The organism is Pontitalea aquivivens, assembly GCF_046507575.1.
GTDB lineage: Bacteria > Pseudomonadota > Alphaproteobacteria > Rhodobacterales > Rhodobacteraceae > Pontitalea > Pontitalea aquivivens.
Map to the genome: position 1 here is coordinate 60,766 of NZ_JBKFEY010000002.1, position 16,663 is coordinate 77,428.

General features: G+C 63.3%; 17 protein-coding genes and 1 tRNA gene. 10 read left to right on the top strand and 8 right to left on the bottom strand.

The window, feature by feature from the left end; genetic code table 11:
• Positions 1-136: 136 nt before the first annotated feature.
• The 3 genes from ACK8OU_RS03840 (at position 137) to cysN (ending at position 3,367) form a co-directional block, all read left to right on the top strand.
• Positions 137-221, top strand: a tRNA-Leu gene (locus ACK8OU_RS03840).
• 288 nt (positions 222-509) lie between these two features.
• Positions 510-1,445: a sulfate adenylyltransferase subunit CysD gene (gene cysD / locus ACK8OU_RS03845; RefSeq protein ID WP_458524348.1), complete on the top strand. Its 936-nt coding sequence runs from the start codon at positions 510-512 to the stop codon at positions 1,443-1,445.
• Positions 1,445-3,367 (top strand): sulfate adenylyltransferase subunit CysN, encoded by a 1,923-nt coding sequence (gene cysN, locus ACK8OU_RS03850; RefSeq protein ID WP_410302072.1) that lies wholly within the window; start codon positions 1,445-1,447, stop codon positions 3,365-3,367. Before cysD ends, cysN begins: the two co-directional genes overlap by 1 nt.
• A gap of 48 nt (positions 3,368-3,415) precedes the next feature.
• On the opposite strand, the gene msrA is transcribed toward cysN, so the two are convergent.
• On the bottom strand, positions 3,416-3,922 hold the full coding sequence (msrA, locus tag ACK8OU_RS03855; RefSeq protein WP_410302073.1) for a peptide-methionine (S)-S-oxide reductase MsrA: 507 nt from the start codon (positions 3,920-3,922) through the stop codon (positions 3,416-3,418).
• Between the two features lies 1 nt (position 3,923).
• Complete coding sequence (gene msrB, locus ACK8OU_RS03860) at positions 3,924-4,370, bottom strand: peptide-methionine (R)-S-oxide reductase MsrB (RefSeq protein WP_410302074.1); 447 nt, start codon at positions 4,368-4,370, stop codon at positions 3,924-3,926.
• A gap of 253 nt (positions 4,371-4,623) precedes the next feature.
• On the opposite strand from msrB, the gene ACK8OU_RS03865 reads away from it, so the two are divergent.
• The 7 genes from ACK8OU_RS03865 to ACK8OU_RS03895 all read left to right on the top strand — a co-directional run bounded on the left by ACK8OU_RS03865 (position 4,624) and on the right by ACK8OU_RS03895 (position 9,341).
• Positions 4,624-5,238 (top strand): ribonuclease D, encoded by a 615-nt coding sequence (locus ACK8OU_RS03865; protein WP_410302075.1) that lies wholly within the window; start codon positions 4,624-4,626, stop codon positions 5,236-5,238.
• Positions 5,219-6,184 carry a KpsF/GutQ family sugar-phosphate isomerase gene (locus ACK8OU_RS03870; protein ID WP_410302076.1) on the top strand — a complete coding sequence of 322 codons (966 nt, stop codon included), beginning with the start codon at positions 5,219-5,221 and terminating at the stop codon, positions 6,182-6,184. The genes ACK8OU_RS03865 and ACK8OU_RS03870 overlap by 20 nt, the downstream gene beginning before the upstream one ends.
• The gene (locus ACK8OU_RS03875; RefSeq protein ID WP_410302077.1) at positions 6,184-6,789 is read left to right on the top strand and encodes a hypothetical protein; all 606 of its coding nucleotides are present in this window, start codon (positions 6,184-6,186) and stop codon (positions 6,787-6,789) included. Before ACK8OU_RS03870 ends, ACK8OU_RS03875 begins: the two co-directional genes overlap by 1 nt.
• Before the next feature lie 7 nt (positions 6,790-6,796).
• A complete protein-coding gene (gene lptA / locus ACK8OU_RS03880; protein ID WP_410302078.1) occupies positions 6,797-7,282 on the top strand; it encodes a lipopolysaccharide transport periplasmic protein LptA in 486 nt (161 codons plus the stop codon).
• Positions 7,282-8,043, top strand: coding sequence for an LPS export ABC transporter ATP-binding protein (gene lptB / locus ACK8OU_RS03885; protein ID WP_410302079.1), 762 nt, complete (start codon positions 7,282-7,284; stop codon positions 8,041-8,043). The genes lptA and lptB overlap by 1 nt, the downstream gene beginning before the upstream one ends.
• A gap of 224 nt (positions 8,044-8,267) precedes the next feature.
• Positions 8,268-8,843 carry a ribosome hibernation-promoting factor, HPF/YfiA family gene (gene hpf / locus ACK8OU_RS03890; protein WP_250044302.1) on the top strand — a complete coding sequence of 192 codons (576 nt, stop codon included), beginning with the start codon at positions 8,268-8,270 and terminating at the stop codon, positions 8,841-8,843.
• Positions 8,844-8,876: 33 nt separating this feature from the next.
• Positions 8,877-9,341, top strand: coding sequence for a PTS sugar transporter subunit IIA (locus ACK8OU_RS03895; protein ID WP_410302080.1), 465 nt, complete (start codon positions 8,877-8,879; stop codon positions 9,339-9,341).
• Here the strand turns inward: ACK8OU_RS03895 and ACK8OU_RS03900 are convergent.
• The 6 genes from ACK8OU_RS03900 to galU all read right to left on the bottom strand — a co-directional run bounded on the left by ACK8OU_RS03900 (position 9,329) and on the right by galU (position 16,604).
• Positions 9,329-10,735, bottom strand: a complete 1,407-nt coding sequence (locus ACK8OU_RS03900) for a nodulation protein NodH (protein ID WP_410302081.1) — start codon at positions 10,733-10,735, stop codon at positions 9,329-9,331. The two genes, ACK8OU_RS03895 and ACK8OU_RS03900, sit on opposite strands and share 13 nt — an antisense overlap.
• A gap of 4 nt (positions 10,736-10,739) precedes the next feature.
• Positions 10,740-12,437, bottom strand: a complete 1,698-nt coding sequence (locus ACK8OU_RS03905; protein WP_410302082.1) for a DUF5927 domain-containing protein — start codon at positions 12,435-12,437, stop codon at positions 10,740-10,742.
• A gap of 10 nt (positions 12,438-12,447) precedes the next feature.
• Positions 12,448-13,434, bottom strand: coding sequence for a glycosyltransferase family 2 protein (locus ACK8OU_RS03910; RefSeq protein ID WP_410302461.1), 987 nt, complete (start codon positions 13,432-13,434; stop codon positions 12,448-12,450).
• Between the two features lie 72 nt (positions 13,435-13,506).
• Positions 13,507-14,730 (bottom strand): glycosyltransferase family 4 protein, encoded by a 1,224-nt coding sequence (locus tag ACK8OU_RS03915; protein ID WP_410302083.1) that lies wholly within the window; start codon positions 14,728-14,730, stop codon positions 13,507-13,509.
• Positions 14,720-15,706, bottom strand: a complete 987-nt coding sequence (gene galE / locus ACK8OU_RS03920; protein WP_410302084.1) for a UDP-glucose 4-epimerase GalE — start codon at positions 15,704-15,706, stop codon at positions 14,720-14,722. The genes ACK8OU_RS03915 and galE overlap by 11 nt, the downstream gene beginning before the upstream one ends.
• 4 nt (positions 15,707-15,710) lie before the next feature.
• A complete protein-coding gene (gene galU / locus ACK8OU_RS03925; protein ID WP_410302085.1) occupies positions 15,711-16,604 on the bottom strand; it encodes a UTP--glucose-1-phosphate uridylyltransferase GalU in 894 nt (297 codons plus the stop codon).
• Between the last annotated feature and the right edge of the window lie 59 nt (positions 16,605-16,663).

Genomic DNA, 16,663 nt, shown 5'->3' on the forward strand with positions numbered 1-16,663 from the left:
ATCCGCCCCCTGATTAGCGCCAAGGCCCAAGCGGAACAAGGGCAAAGGGGGGGTCGTGGATCGCTGCGGAAAAAATCTTGCAGAACCCCCGTTGACACTGTCACGGCGGCTCTGTAAATCGCCCCTCACGACACCTGCCCAGGTGGCGGAATTGGTAGACGCGCACGGTTCAGGTCCGTGTGCCGCAAGGCGTGGAGGTTCGAGTCCTCTCCTGGGCACCATTAAAAAACCGCGCGGTGCAAGCCGCGCGGTTTTTTCTTTCCGTCCACCAGATTACCACCACAGCGCAAATCGGGCCGTCTTTCCGGGCGCCGGGCGCCGGGCCAAACACCGCTCCCTGCCGTGCAAGGCGATCGGAACCCGTGTTTCGCCTTTGCATGGCGGCGGGGAATATCCGCCCCGCAAAAAGGCGCGAAAACCGCCCCCGATACCCGTCTGGCGGGAATTATACCTTGGAAGCCGGGGGGAAATCTGCGAAGCCCTGCAGGCAAAATGCACGTTTGCGGAAGATGCCGATGACATTTGATGAACGCCCGCCGGTCAGCCAGCAAACGCTGACCCACCTGCAGCGGCTTGAGGCTGAAAGCATCCACATCATGCGCGAGGTTGTGGCCAATGCCGACAACCCGGTGATGTTGTATTCGGTGGGCAAGGATTCGGCCTGCATGCTGCATCTGGCGAAAAAGGCCTTCTACCCCGCGCCGCCGCCCTTCCCGCTGTTGCATGTGGACACGACCTGGAAGTTCCGCGCGATGTATGATCTGCGCGACAAGGCCGCGCGCGAGGCGGGGATGGAACTGATCGTCCACCAGAACCCCGAGGCGCTGGAACAGGGGATCAACCCCTTTGATCACGGCAGCCTGCACACCGACATGTGGAAGACCGACGGTCTGAAACAGGCGCTGACGAAATACAATTTCGACGTGGCATTCGGCGGCGCGCGGCGGGATGAGGAAAAATCCCGCGCCAAGGAACGGGTGTTCTCATTCCGCTCGGCCAATCACCGCTGGGACCCCAAGAACCAGCGCCCTGAATTGTGGAAGCTTTACAACACGCGCAAGGGCAAGGGCGAATCGATCCGCGTCTTCCCGCTGTCGAACTGGACCGAACTGGACATCTGGCAATACATCCATCTGGAAGGCATTGAAATCGTGCCGCTGTATTTCTCGCAGCCGCGCCCGGTGGTGGAACGGGGCGGGCTGTTGCTGATGGTCGATGACGACCGCTTCCCGCTGGCGCCGGGCGAGGTGCCGCAGATGCGGTCGATCCGGTTCCGCACGCTGGGCTGCTATCCGCTGACCGGCGCGGTGGAATCCACCGCCGCCACCCTGCCCGAGGTGATTCAGGAAATGTTGCTGACAACCACATCGGAACGTCAGGGCCGTGCCATTGATCACGATCAGGCCGCCAGCATGGAGAAGAAAAAGCAGGAGGGGTATTTCTGATGACCGCCGATCTGACCCCCAAGTCCCCCGCCTATGTCGCCGACCGGCTGATCGCCGAGGATATCGACGCCTATCTGGAACAACACCAGCACAAGACCATGCTGCGCTTCATCACCTGCGGCTCGGTCGATGATGGCAAGTCCACGCTGATCGGGCGGCTGCTGTATGACAGCAAGATGATCTTTGAAGATCAGCTGGCCTCGCTGGAAAAGGACAGCAAGGCCGTTGGCACCCAGGGCGGTGACATCGACTTTGCCCTGCTGGTTGACGGGCTGGCGGCGGAACGCGAACAGGGCATCACCATCGACGTGGCCTACCGCTTTTTTGCCACCGACAAGCGCAAGTTCATCGTGGCCGACACGCCGGGCCATGAACAATACACGCGCAACATGGTCACCGGCGCCTCGACCGCGGATCTGGCGGTGATCCTGATCGATGCGCGTCAGGGCGTTCTGACGCAGACGCGGCGACACAGCTATCTGGTCCACCTGCTGGGTATCCGCAACGTGGTGCTGGCGGTCAACAAGATGGATCTTGTCGGCTATTCCGCCGAACGGTTCTATGAAATCGTCAAGGATTATTCGCATTTTGCGCAACAGATCGGGATGGAATCGTTCCTGCCGATCCCGATTTCCGGGCTGAAGGGCGATAATATCGTGGCGCATAGCGCCAATATGCCCTGGTATCAGGGGCCGACGCTTCTGGCCCATCTGGAAGAAGCGCCGCTCAACGATGCGCGGATGCAGGACTATGCCTTCCGCATGCCGGTGCAATGGGTCAACCGCCCCCATCTCGATTTCCGCGGTTTCGCCGGGCAGATCGGTGCCGGCACGATCCGGCCGGGCGATGCGATCCGGGTGCTGCCCTCGGGCAAGACCTCGACGGTCAAATCCATCGTCACCTTTGACGGCGATCTGGATCAGGCGGTGGCGGGGCAATCGGTCACGCTGACCTTTGCCGATGAAATCGACTGTTCGCGCGGCGATGTCATCGTGCAGGCCGATGAACCCTGCGAGGTCGCCGATCAGTTCGAATGCACCCTGGTCTGGATGGCCGAAGCCGAGATGCTGCCGGGCCGGCCCTATCTGCTGAAACTGGGCACCCAGACGGTGACCGCCAGCGTGACCGAACCGAAATATGAAATCAACGTCAACACGCTGGAACATCTGGCGGCGCGGACGCTGGGGTTGAATGCGATCGGGGTGTGCAACATCTCGACCGACCGGCCGATCCCGTTTGAGGCCTATGCCGCAAATCCCGATCTGGGTGGTTTTATCCTGATTGACCGGATCACCAATGCCACCGTCGCCGCCGGGATGATCCATTTCGCCCTGCGCCGCAGCCAGAACATCCACTGGCAGGCGCTTGAAATCGACCGTCAGGCACATGCCGCGCAGAAGAACCAGGCGCCCAGGGTGGTCTGGTTCACCGGCCTGTCCGGTTCCGGCAAGTCGACGATCGCCAACCTGGTGGAAAAGAGGCTTTATGCCCTTGGCAAGCATTCCTTCCTGCTGGACGGCGACAACATCCGGCACGGGCTGAACCGCGATCTGGGCTTCACCGATGCCGATCGGGTGGAAAACATCCGCCGCGTGGGCGAGGTGGCGCGCCTGATGGCGGATGCCGGGCTGATCGTGCTGACGGCCTTCATCTCGCCCTTCCGGTCGGAACGGCGGATGGTGCGCGACCTGATGCCCGAGGGCGAATTCATCGAGGTTTTCGTCAACACCCCGCTGGAGGTGGCCGAAGCCCGCGACGTGAAAGGCCTTTACAAAAAGGCCCGCGCCGGCGCGCTGAAAAACTTTACCGGCATCGACAGCCCCTATGAGTTGCCCGAACTGGCCGAGATCGAGGTTGATACCGTCAGCATGAGCCCCGAGGAAGCCGCCGAACGGATCGTCAGCTACCTGCTGAACCGCTGAGCGGTGGCCCGGCCCGCGCGTGGCAGCCTGGGCCGGGGCGGCGGCTGATCACCCGGTCGCGCGCCTGGGCAAGACCCAGCCGGGTCGCGGGAAATGGCAGGTATAGCCGTTCGGGTGGCGTTCCAGATAATCCTGATGCTCAGGCTCTGCCTGCCAGAAATCACCTATAGGTTCCACTTCGGTCACCACCTTGCCGGGCCACAGCCCCGAGGCGTTCACATCGGCGATCGTGTCCAGCGCGATACGCTTTTGTGTCTCATCGGTATGGTAGATCGCCGAACGGTAGGACGGGCCACGGTCATTGCCCTGACGGTTGGGCGTGGTCGGATCGTGGATCTGGAAGAAGAATTCCAGCAATGTGCGATAGCTCAGGCGCGCGGGATCAAAGATCACCTCGATCGCCTCGGCATGGGTGCCGTGGTTGCGGTATGTGGCATTGGGCACATCGCCACCGCTATATCCCACCCGGGTGCGGATCACGCCGGGGCGCTTGCGGATCAGATCCTGCATCCCCCAGAAACATCCCCCCGCCAGAACGGCGCGTTCCTCGGTCATCCTATTTCCCCCTGACAAGATCGACATAATCGCCATAGCCTGCGGCCTCCATCTCCTGCAGCGGGACAAAGCGCAGCGCGGCTGAATTGATGCAATAGCGCAGGCCCCCCCGGTCGCGCGGGCCATCGGGAAAGACATGGCCCAGATGGCTGTCGCCATGGGTCGAACGGACCTCGGTCCGGGTCATGCCGTGGCTGGTATCGGCCAGTTCGCGCACATGCGCCAGCGTGGCGGGGCGGGTAAAGCTGGGCCAGCCGCAACCCGATTCGAACTTGTCGGCCGAGGTGAACAACGGCTCGCCCGAGACGACATCGACGTAAAGGCCGGGGGCGTGGTTATGCAGATATTCGCCGGTGCCGGGCCGTTCGGTGCCGTTCAGCTGCGTCACGCGGAATTGTTCGGGGCTAAGCGCGGCAAGGGCCTCGGGGGTTTTGGCGTAGGGTGTCATCATCCTCTCCTGCGCGGCGGGGCGTGTGGTGGCTCAGGGTCAAAGATGGGCCTGAATGGCGGCTTGTCCAGCCCCGTCGCCCGCGTGGCAGCGTTGACGCGCCCGCAGGCGGTGCCTAAAAGCAAAGCCATCCGGGCGCGGACAGTGGTGCGCGCCAGCAGTGCCGGACTGACCGGAGACATCGGCCCGAAAGGGCCATCACGGCGGGGGTTGCCGTCCCGGGCGCCGGACCCCTCGCAGCCAGGGGTTTGAAGTGACCGTATATCTGCACAAGCACGACCTTCCCGAAGGTCTGGACCTTGGTCCTGTCGTGGCCATCGACACCGAAACGATGGGCCTTGACCCGCGACGCGACCGGCTGTGCCTGGTTCAGCTGTCGTCGGGCGATGGAAACGCCCATCTGGTCAAGATCGCCAGGGGCCAGACCGGGGCGCCGAACCTGTGCCGGATGCTGGCCGATCCGGAAACGGTCAAGCTGTTCCATTTCGCCCGGTTCGACATCGCCGCACTTTATGCGGCCTTCGGCGTCGTCACGGCCCCGGTTTTCTGCACCAAGATCGCCTCAAGAATGGTGCGCACCTTCACCGACCGGCATGGACTGAAATACCTGTTGCAGGAACTGGTCGGGGTGGACATTTCCAAGCAACAGCAGACCTCGGACTGGGGTGCCGACGAACTGACCCCGGCGCAGATGGAATATGCGGCCTCGGACGTTCTGTATCTGCACCGGCTGAAGGCGGAACTTGAAACGCGTCTGGTGCGCGAAGGCCGCACCGGGCTTGCGCAGGCCTGTTTCGATTTCCTGCCCACGCGCGCCCGGCTGGACCTTCTGGGATGGGAGGAGCCGAATGACATCTTCCACCACTGATTATCTGGCCACCGCCCGCCGTGTGATCAGCATTGAGGCCGAAGGCCTGGCGCAGCTTGCCCAGACGCTGGACGACAGTTTCGCCCGCGCGGTCGAAATGATCCTGAAGGCACGGGGCCGCGTCATCGTGTCGGGCATGGGAAAATCGGGCCATATCGGGCGCAAGATCGCGGCAACACTGGCCTCGACCGGGACGCCCGCGCAATTCGTTCATCCGGCCGAGGCCAGCCATGGCGATCTTGGCATGGTGACACAGGATGATGTGGCGCTGGTTCTGTCGAACTCGGGCGAGACGCCGGAACTGTCGGACATCATCGCCCATACGCGCCGTTTCTCGATCCCGCTGATCGGGGTGGCCAGCCGCGCGGAATCAACCCTGTTGCGGCAATCCGATGTGGGAATCGTGCTGCCGCAGGCGGCCGAGGCCTGCGGGTCGGGCATCGTGCCCACCACGTCCACCACGATGACACTGGCACTGGGCGATGCGCTGGCGGTGGCGCTGATGGAACATCGCAGCTTCACGCCCGAACATTTCCGCACCTTTCATCCCGGCGGCAAGCTGGGTGCGCGGCTGGCACGGGTGGCCGACCTGATGCACCTGCAGATGCCACTGGTCAATGAGACCACGCCCATGGGCGAGGCGCTGCTGGAAATCAGCCGCAAGGGTTTTGGCGTGGTGGGGGTCACCGACACGGCAGGGCGGCTGACCGGCATCATCACCGATGGTGACCTGCGCCGCCACATGGAGGGGCTTTTGTCCCATACCGCCGTGCAGGTGATGACGCGCGATCCGCGCACCATCGACCCCGGCGCGCTGGCGGAACGGGCGGTCGCGGTGATGAACGAACGCAAGATCACCTGCCTGTTCGTCGTGGCGCCCGAAGGCGATGGCCGACCGGTCGGCATCTTGCACATCCACGATTGCCTGCGCGCCGGGGTGGCGTGATGGCCGCCTATGACAACAGCCATTCCTGGTTGGTGGCGGGTGCCAAGATCGCCCTGCCGCTGGCCGCACTTGCGCTGTTGTCGACCCTTTTCCTGCTGGCGGAACGGGTGGACCCCACCGCCGCCATTCCCTATGCGCGCATCAATGTCGAGGAACTGGCCCGCGAACAGCGCGTCACCGCCCCCCAGTTCGCCGGCATGACCGAGGATGGTGCCGCGCTGAGCATCACCGCCGAAACCGCACGCCCCGATCCCGATGGCGGTTCGGGGGCCAGTGCCGCGAAACTTCTGGCGCATATGGAAACGGCTGGCGGTCTGGTGGCGGATCTGTTTTCGCTTTCGGGGCGGATCGATCCATCGGCGGGGCATGTGATCCTGTCGGACGGGGTGCGGATAGAAACCTCGACCGGCTATCTGCTGACCACCCAGCGCCTTGAGGCGCGCACCGACCGATCCGAAATGATCGCGCCCGGCCCGGTGCAGGCGCAATCGCCGCTGGGCAGGATCGAGGCCGGTTCCATGGCCCTGATCTCGAATGACGGGGGCGTGACGCATCAGCTTGTTTTCAAGGATGGCGTCAAGCTGATATACCAGCCCGAGAAATGAGGTTCCGATGCGTCGCCTGATTCAGACCCTTGCCCTTTGCCTTTGCCTTGCCCCGCTTGCCGCGGCGGCGCAGCAACTGGCCTTTGGCGGCATCAAGGCCGATACGACCGCCCCGGTCGAGATCGTCTCGGATACGTTTGCGGTCGATCAGACCGACGGCACCGCCACATTCACCGGCAATGTGATCGTGGTCCAGGGTGACATGCGGTTGCAGGCCGAGACGGTGGTGGTGGATTATGTGGACAATGACAACAGCCGGATCGACCGGCTGCATGCAACGGGCGGGGTGACGCTGGTATCGGCCAGCGATGCGGCCGAATCTGCCGAAGCGATCTATGAGGTGGCGGCAGGCCGGGTCACGATGACCGGCAACGTGCTGCTGACGCAGGGGGCCAACGTGATGTCCGGCCAGCGGCTGGCGGTTGATTTGAACAATGGCACCGGCCAGATGGAAGGCCGCGTCCGCACCATCCTGCAGCCGGGGGGCAATTGATGGCCCCCGCGCCCGATCTGCGCCTTACGCCGGGCGAAGGCGGCCTGCGCGTCATCGGCCTGCGCAAAAGCTATCGGCGGCGGCCGGTGATCCGCGATGTCTCGCTGGATCTGAACCGGGGCGAGGTGGTGGCGCTGCTGGGGCCCAACGGATCGGGCAAGACCACATGTTTTTATAATATCGCCGGCCTGATCCCGCCCGATTCCGGGCAGGTGCTGATCGACGGGCGCGATGTGACCGCGCTGCCGATGTATCGCCGCGCCAAGCTGGGTATCGGCTATCTGCCGCAAGAGGCCTCAATCTTCCGCGGCCTGTCGGTTGAGGGCAACATCATGGCGGTGCTGGAAATCGCCGTGTCCGAACCCCATAAACGGCGCGAACGGCTGGAGGAATTGCTGGGCGATTTTTCCATCGGCCACCTGCGGCAGGCCCCGGCGCTGGCGCTGTCGGGCGGCGAACGCCGCCGCGTCGAAATTGCGCGCTGCCTTGCGGCAGATCCGAAATACCTGCTGCTGGATGAACCCTTCGCCGGCGTCGACCCGATTGCCGTGGCCGAGATCCGCCATCTTGTCGCGCAGCTGAAGGACCGCGGCATCGGGGTGCTGATAACCGACCATAACGTGCGCGAAACGCTGGAAATCGTGGACCGCGCCTATATCCTGCACGACGGCAAGGTGCTGATGTCGGGCACCACCGAAGAGGTCGTGCGCGATGAAAACGTTCGCCGGGTCTATCTGGGGCAGAACTTCCGCATCATCTGACGGCAGGGTTCCGCGCTGCGGCGAAGGATGGCCGTTGACACCCCCGCCGATCCGTTCCCAAATAAGACAAATGCGTGAACACCGCCCCCTTGCCAGAGCGACCGCGCCGCACGATTCCCGGCAGCCGTCAGGCATTGTGCCCATCACGCCCTTTCCGAATTTAACCGGTCCGAAATCCGCGCCATGCAAGGCTCGGGCTTGGCCATACACGTGAAGGAGAAGCCATGCGTTACCAGATCAGCGGAAAACAGCTTGACGTCGGTGAAGCGCTGCAAACCCATGTCAAATCCGAACTGGGCGAGACGGTGGAAAAATACGCCCAGCGCCCGACGGATGCGATCGTGGTGTTTTCGCGCAATGCGCATGAATATCTTTGCGAGGCGACGGTGCACCTGTCCACCGGCCTGACCGCGACGGCCAAAGGCCACGCGACGGAAATCTATGCCGCCTTTGAATCGTGCCGCGAAAAGATGGACAAGCAGATGCGCCGCCACAAGCGCCGCCTGAAGGACCATCACCGCGACCGGGTGGAGCCTGTTGAATTCGGCCCGGCGGGGATGTATGTGCTCGCCGCAGAAGAGGATGAGACAGAGCACAACGGCACCAGCCTGGCCCCCGTCATCGTTGCCGAGATGGAAGCCAAGGTTCCCACCCTGTCGGTCGGCGAGGCGGTGATGCAGATGGAACTGGCCGGTGCGCCGCTGCTTGTCTTCCGCAATGAAAAACATGGCGGTGTCAACGTTGTCCACCGCCGCGATGATGGCAATGTGGGCTGGATCGACCCGCGCAACAGCAAATAAGCGCCTGTATTGGGCGCGGAAGTGACAGGACTCATGGAACTTTCCAATCTGCTCAAGCCGGCGGCCGTCAAGGTCCTGGCACATATCACGAGCAAGAAGCGCCTTTTTCAGGATCTTGGTGAAATCGCGCATTCAGTCTACGGGCTGAATGCGCCCGAAACGGTGGATGCGCTGCAGGAACGCGAAAGCCTTGGGCCGACGGGCGTGGGGCATGGCGTTGCCCTGCCGCATGCCCGCCTGCATGGGCTTAGCCAGGTCGTAGGCGTGTTCCTGCGGCTGGAAAAGCCGCTGGATTTCGACGCGGTGGACCGCCAGCCTGTGGACCTTGTGTTTTCGTTGTTCGCGCCCAAGGATTCCGGCGTGGAACACCTGAAGGCGCTGGCGCTGGTGTCGCGCACGATGCGCAACAGCGAAACCTGCGCCAAGCTGCGTGCCAACAGCGACCCTGCCGCGCTGCATGCGGTGCTGACCGATGCGACCGGCGTTCAGGTCGCCTGAGCCTGCCAATCCGTAAATCCGAACTGGATGAAATCGCGCGCATAGGTCTCACGCGCGGCGCTTTCCATTTCGGGGGTCCAGATATCGGCCAGACGCCGGGCTGCGGGGTCAGGTTCTGCGGAAAAGGGTGGCGCGGTGACACCGGCCGCCTGCGCCAGATGATCAAGGTCGCGGGCCAGCCGGTCTTCGCGCGCGATCAGGTCGGGCGGGGATATCTGCGCCAGCCCCTGCAGCGCCACCGACTGGCTGGCCCAAAGCGGGTTGACCGGCAGGCTGGTCTGCGTGTTCAGATTCTGTTTCAGCCAGCGCAGAAAGGCCAGAAAGGCCGTGCCATGATCGGTGGTGGACGCCGGTACCTGCCCGTCGGGGATGTCGATGCCATAGTGTTTGCCCAGAACCTGCCGCTGATCGGTCATGGCGGGATTGGCGGCGAAGGTCTCAAAGGCCAGAAAGGCGCGCAGCAGCGGGTGGCGCAGGACGGTAAAGCTGCGATGACCGGGGTGGGCGCGACGCCACTGCCGCAGGGTTTTTTGCGAAAAGCTTTCCGCAAGACCGCCCCCGCCCAGGGATGCCAGCCAGTCGCGCAGCGCCGCATCAAGGCCCGGCCGGATCGGCATGTATAAAAGCCCCGCATCCGCCGCGGCCACAAAGCCCGGCACATTGGGCCCGCGCCGCGGTTCGAAATTGGGGGTGCGCGACAGGTTGAACCGATCAAGCCGCGCCAGCGAGGCCTCCATATCCGCGAAATTCTCGACCTTTTCTTCCAGCGCCTCGGGGTTTTGCGGCACCAGCGTGTCGGGCAGGCTGTCCAGACGGCCCTCGACCCCAAGCCAGGCGGCAAGCCCGTTCAGAACGCCAAGATCCTGCGCATCTTCATAATCCAGATAGAAGGCGGTCTGGCCCGATATCTGCAGCGCACGCAGGATGCGCAGCTGAAACCCCTGCAGCATGCCAAGGTGGTCTTCGAAATCCTGCGGGTCAAAGCGGGCGCGGGCGGCTTCGCGGTTGCGGGCATCGCGCAGCTTCCATTGGCCGGTGGCGCGGGCGATCTGCAGGCTGACATAGCTTTCCGCCGGATTGCGGGTCAGCACGATCTTGGCGCAGGATCGGTCAAACAGCAGTGCGTCCAGCATGCGGGGGTCGTGATCGTGGAAATATCGGCAGCCGTTCAGCCCGTCCGCCGCTACGATCCGGGCCCATAATGCAAAGGGGTCGGAATCGCGTTCCTGCAGGGTCAGCCCCAGCAGCGCGGATGTGCCGGGATAGCCGATCATTACGGGGTTGAACGCCTCGCCGTGGCAGGTCACGCCCGGCAGGCGGTTCAGCGCCGCTTCGACCAGGTTGGACCCGGTGCGCATTTCCGCCAGCAGGACAAAGCTTTCAAACCGCGCCATCGGATCACTTTACGACATAGGGGCGCCTGCGGCGCAGGCCTTGGGCGGGCAAGGCATCGTTGACCGTGAAGTCACCCATCAGCCGTGGCTGCATGCCCTGATTCTTGAGATTCTGAAGGAACCGGCCAAAGCCCGTCAGGTCAACCATTTGCGGCGCCTCGGTCAGGCGGCGCAGGGCGCGGGGGCTGATTTCGTCGATGATGGCCTGCAGCGGCTCCATCGGGGTTTCGATGAAATCGGCCAGGGTCCAGATCCGCACACGGGCTTTCACATACATGGATTGCAGGATCTTCATCTGCTCGATTTCAATCTGCTGCAGGCGCGCAGCTTCGCGGCGGATCGTGGCAAAGTTCTGGTTCGCGCGAAACAGCGGGATCGCCCAGGCCCCGGTGATGACCGAAATCTGCGCATTCGGATCGGTGACCATGAACCAGTTCAGCGCCTGCGTATCGCGGGGCGAAAACATGAAGCACTGCCGCTCGCCGCGGGCATTCCAGATCAGATTTGTCAGAAACGCCTTGGGGTTATAGTCGCGCAATGTCGCGCTGTTGGTCAGGGCGCCGTTGAAGACGGTTTCGCCGGCCGCGAATTCCGCCCGGTCGGGGGCGAACAGATGGCCATGCACCCGCGCGCCCACATGTTTGGACAACCAGCCATCAAAATTTTCGAACAGCTCGGAAAAGCCCTGGAACACCGAATAGGGTGCCGATGTCTTGCCATTTTCGCGGTCCTGCCAGGGAAAGCGGCTTTGCATGTAAAGACCTGGCCGTCCGCGGGTTCGCCGTTCCACCGCCTTGGCGAACAGGCGGTCGATCTTGGACGGGTTCGGTTCTGTCAGCACATCCGCGCGGGGGCGGGGCGTAAGGAAGGTATCGTAAAGCCGGTCGGCGCGGGGCCAGATCTTGCGCGCGACGAAACAATCCGACCGGCGCAGAAGCTGCAGATGGTCATCGTAGAAGATGTGCGGCTTGCCCTGAAAGTCGAATTTCGACAGCGTCAGCGACCGGCTTTCGATTGAGGTCGCATAAAGCCGGGCCAGCGTCTGGAAATAGCTTTCATCCGGGATCCAGACCTTGCGGAAATAGCGGTCAAAGCGCGGGCGTTCCGGGTCTTGCAGGATCGCGCTCAGCGTCTGGCGGGTCAGGCACCACCACTGGCTGCCCAGATGCGGGACGATCCCCTTGGGGATGGTCCGCTTGAACCCCACGCGGCGCTGTAGCCGGACATATCCGTCGAACAGGCGCCGACGCTTCTTCCAGGAAAAGGGGAAGCGCAGGGTAAAGCGTTCCATGTCGATGCCGCCGACGGTCCATTCCACCTCGGCGGTGGTGACGCTTTCGATGAAATCGGTATAGGGCCGGGCATCAAGATAGGCGCGCAATTCCTCTAGCGGGCGCAGCGGCAGGCAGGATCCCGAGGCAAGAAAGACATGGCGCACATTGGCGTGGCGGGCCAGCATGTCCTCGGCGGCGGATTGCGCGGCCGCGACAAGCGACCAGGTGCCCCATTCACAGCGATACCGTTGCGAAAAGCTGACGATGGGCAGATCGGCCAGGCTTTCGGCAAAGGCGGCGAATTCGGGCGCGGGGACGCGTTGATCGACATGGATGACCACCGGCGCGCCACCTTCGGCCCAATGGCGGGCGACCTGGGCGGCACGGTGCAGGGCCGTGTGGCACATCATGATGAAGCCGACCGTCATCCGCGCGCCCTCATGCCCAGTTGCCCTTGGACATCAGGCCCAGAATTTCCATCTGGCGCCAGTTGATGTATTTCTCGGACCACTTGCACCAAAGGTCCGGTCTTTCCGGTATCCGTTCGGCATAGGCGCGGTATTCGCGCGATCCGGCAAAATGCTGCTTGCGCGTCAGTTCTTCGGTGACCTTGTCGGTCAGCGTCGAGAGGAACTTGGCATGCAACAGGCAACCGCTGGCCTTTTCGCCGCCCCATTCGTCATAAACCGCATTAAGCCCGCGCGGCAAAAGCGAATGGGTTGAACTGACATAGACAAAGCCGCGTTCCCATTTCACTAGCGGGATCTTGTTCAGCGAGGGCGCCTCGGCGGGCCGGTCGGAAAAGAACACGCGCGCGCGCGGTCCGCCCTGTATCCACAGGTTCTGCAATTCGGGGTTCTTTGAGATCATATAGTTCCCGCTATCGAACCAGCAGGCAATCTCAAACGGGTTCTGGCCCTCGGCATAGGGGACGGCATCGACCGGGCCCTTGGGATACATGTCCACCAGCATCGCCGGAAAGGACCGGATGTCATAGGTATCCAGCCAGTCGGTCAGCGCCTCAAGCGGGCGGGTATCGCAGAAGGGGTAGATGAAGAATTCATCCGGATCGACCGTCAGCGTCCAGTGGCCTGTGCCGTATTTGCGCAACAGCCGGTTCATCCAGTCCATCCCGAACCGCGCGCGCCGGTAGCTGGCCTGCGTCCGCCAGACCGAGACATCGGGCTGCTGCGCCAGATAGTCCGCGCTGCCATCCTCTGACCCGTTGTCGACGATCAGGAAATGCCCGATCCCAAGGCTGCGGTAATAATCCAGGAAATAGGGCAGGCGGATGCGTTCGTTGCGCAGGGTGGCGAACAGCAGGATATCCTTGCGCGCGATCATCGCGGTGCGGTCGCAAAACGCGGTAAGTTCACGCCTTTTCCGGAAAGCGCGGATCAAAAGACGCTTGCGCCGAAGTCGCAGGCGATATTTTTCCCTGATACGCAACCACACCCTTTCGAACCGATACGGCACATTCACACGCGGAACATCTTGTCAGATCAAGGTAAAGACCTTGTTGAAATGGTCTTCCCAACTGGGCACGGCGATTGTGCCATGATCAGGTTGATCCTGTGGGCCCTGGCTGATCATCCGAAGGAGTTCCGCGCCCCAAGCATATCGATCCGGTGATTCGGGGTAAATGGCTGCCGCGCCTAACAGTTCTTTTGTTGCGGGCAGTGGCGTTGCGATCACGGCGGTGCCAAGCGCTGCCGCCTCAAGCGTGGGCAGGCCGAACCCCTCGGCCAGCGAGGGGGCCAGCAGGGCGCGCGCGCCGGTCAGCAGGGCGGCAACCGCGCCATCGGGCAGGTCGGGCAGTTCATGCACGACCCGGCCCATATAGGGCGCCGTGTCCAGCCGTTCGAACAGCGCCTCATTGCGCCAACCGCGCCGGCCCAGGATCAGCAGGCGTGGCGCCTGATCCGCGGGTATCCGGGCCAGCAGGTCTTCCCACACGTCCAGCAGCAGGGCGTGGTTCTTGCGCGGCTCGATCGTGCCGATGGTGACGAAATACTGCGGCAGCAGGTCAAGATCGGCGGGCACCAGATCGGGGGCAGGCTGTGGCACATCAAGCCCCAGATGCGCCACCAGCAGCGGCGGGGTTCGGCCGCGCACATGGCGCCTGACGTCGGCGGCCGTGGCATTGGAATTGCAGATCACCAGATCGGCATGGGTCAGAACGGCGTCGAACGCGGCGCGGAACCTTTCCGGCTCGGACCTGCTGGCGAATTGCGGGAAATCAAGCGGGATGGTGTCGTGGATCATCACCGCGATGTGCAGGCCGGGCACCCGCTTTAGCCGCGCCAGCGTGTTCGGGCGCACCGTGGTCTGGCCCACGTTGATATAGCTGACCGGCGCGGGCAGGTTGCGCCCCACCAGGGCGGCCAACCGCGCATGGGGGGCGCGTGCCAGGGCCCGCGCGCGCAGACCCGCCTCAAGCCGGGGGCGCGGCCCGCCGCGACCACGCAGCCGGTCGATCAGGCTGGCACGTGGCAGGGTGTCCGGCGCGCTGAGACCGGCGAACAGGAATTCCGCCGCCGCCCCGGGCAGCAGCAGAAAGCCATAGGCGGTGCGGCACAGCAGATAAAGCGGCACTGGCGCTGCGCGCAGCGCCCGAAGGTAGGCGGCCTCGACCCGGTCGACGCCGGTCAGTGGGCCTTGGCCCACACGCGACACAAGCCGCGTGATGTCCAGCAGCCGTGATGCTGGCCTAGCGCCCATATCCGCCGGTCTGATGCCAGCGCCAGGCATCGGCGATCATGGCGCGCAGGTCCGACCGTTTCGGCCGCCAGCCCAGGTCACGTTCGGCCCGGGTGGACCCCGAAACCAGAACCGCCGCATCGCCGGGCCGCCGCGCGCCTTCGGTGATCGGAACGGGGCGGTTGGTGACGGCGGCAGACTGATCGATCACCTCGCGCACGGAAAACCCCTTGCCCGAGCCAAGACAGAACACCGACGATTCCTTGCCCGCCCGCAGCCATTCCAGCCCCAGAACATGGGCGTCGGCCAGATCGCAGACATGGACATAGTCGCGGATGCAGGTTCCATCGGGCGTCGGATAATCGGTGCCAAAGATGGTCAGCGCCGGGCGCTTGCCGTCGATCGCATCCAGCATCAGCGGGATCAGATGGGTTTCGGGCTGATGGAACTCGCCCACCTCGGCCTCGGGGTCGGCGCCGGCCACGTTGAAATAGCGAAAGATCACATGGCGCAGGCCGTGCGATCCGGCAAAATCGGCCAGCATGTCCTCGATCGCGCGTTTCGAGGCGCCGTAGGCGTTGATCGGCATCTGACGGGTGGCTTCATCCAGGATCACCCCGTCCTGATCGCCATAGGTCGCGCAGGTCGATGAGAAGATGAAATCCAGGCAACCCGCCGCGCAGGCCGCCTCGATCAGGTTCAGCGAGGCCAGCACATTTCCACGCCAGTATTTGCCCGGGTCCTTCATCGATTCACCCACCAGGCTGAGCGCGGCGAAATGCATCACCGCGACGGGCTTCCAGCGGGTGAACACCTCATCCAGACGTGCGCGGTCGGTCAGGCAGCCTTCCTCGAAGGGGCCGAACTTCACCGCCTCATGCCAGCCGGTGGACAAGTTGTCGAAGGTGACGGGCACATAGCCGGCCACCCTCAACGCCTTGCATGCATGCGCGCCGATATAGCCCGCCCCGCCCGTGACCAGAACGTGATCTGCCATCCGGTTACTGGGCCGCAGAACGCATCGACATCAGGTCCGACAGGTAATCCGAGAATTCATCCCGAAGATCCTCACGCGCAAGGCCGAAGGCCACGGTCGCCTGCAGGAACCCCGCTTTCGAACCACAGTCATAGCGTTGCCCGCGGAAGCGATAGCCATAGACCTTTTCACCCGCGGCGATTTCCGCTGCGATGGCGTCGGTCAGCTGGATTTCCCCGCCCGCGCCGGTCTTCATCTTGTGCAGATGCTGCATGACATTGGGCGTCAGGATATAGCGGCCGATAACCGCCAGGTTCGACGGCGCATCTTCGGGCTTGGGCTTTTCCACCATGCCGCGGGTCTCGACGATGGCGCCCATGTCGTTGGCGACATCCAGAATCCCGTAGGACGAGGTCTTTTCGCGCGGCACTTCCATCGTGGCAACCATGCTGCCGCCGGTTTCGGCATAGGCTTCCATCATCTGCTGCAGGCAGGGTTTTTCGGCCGCGATCACGTCATCGGTCAGGATCACGGCGAAGGGTTCGTTGCCAACCAGCCGGCGCGCGCACCACACCGCATGACCAAGGCCCAGCGGCTGGTTCTGGCGCACATAGGCGATTGCGCCGGAATCCATGTTCGTGGTTTTCAGCGTTTCCAGCAGTGCCGTCTTGCCGGATTTGCGCAGCGCGGTTTCCAGTTCCGGCGCCACGTCGAAGTAATCTTCAAGCGCGGATTTCCCGCGCGAGGTGACGAAGATGAATTCCTTGATACCGGCGGCGCGCGCTTCGTCGATCGCATATTGGATCAGGGGGCGGTCAACCAGCGTCATGATCTCTTTCGGGATCGCTTTCGTGGCGGGAAGGAAGCGGGTACCAAGCCCGGCAACAGGAAAAATCGCTTTTGTGACCTTGCGTTTCATAATTCACCTATTAAGGCCGGGCAAAGGGCCCGGGCGGCCGGACATTAGTCTGGAACGCG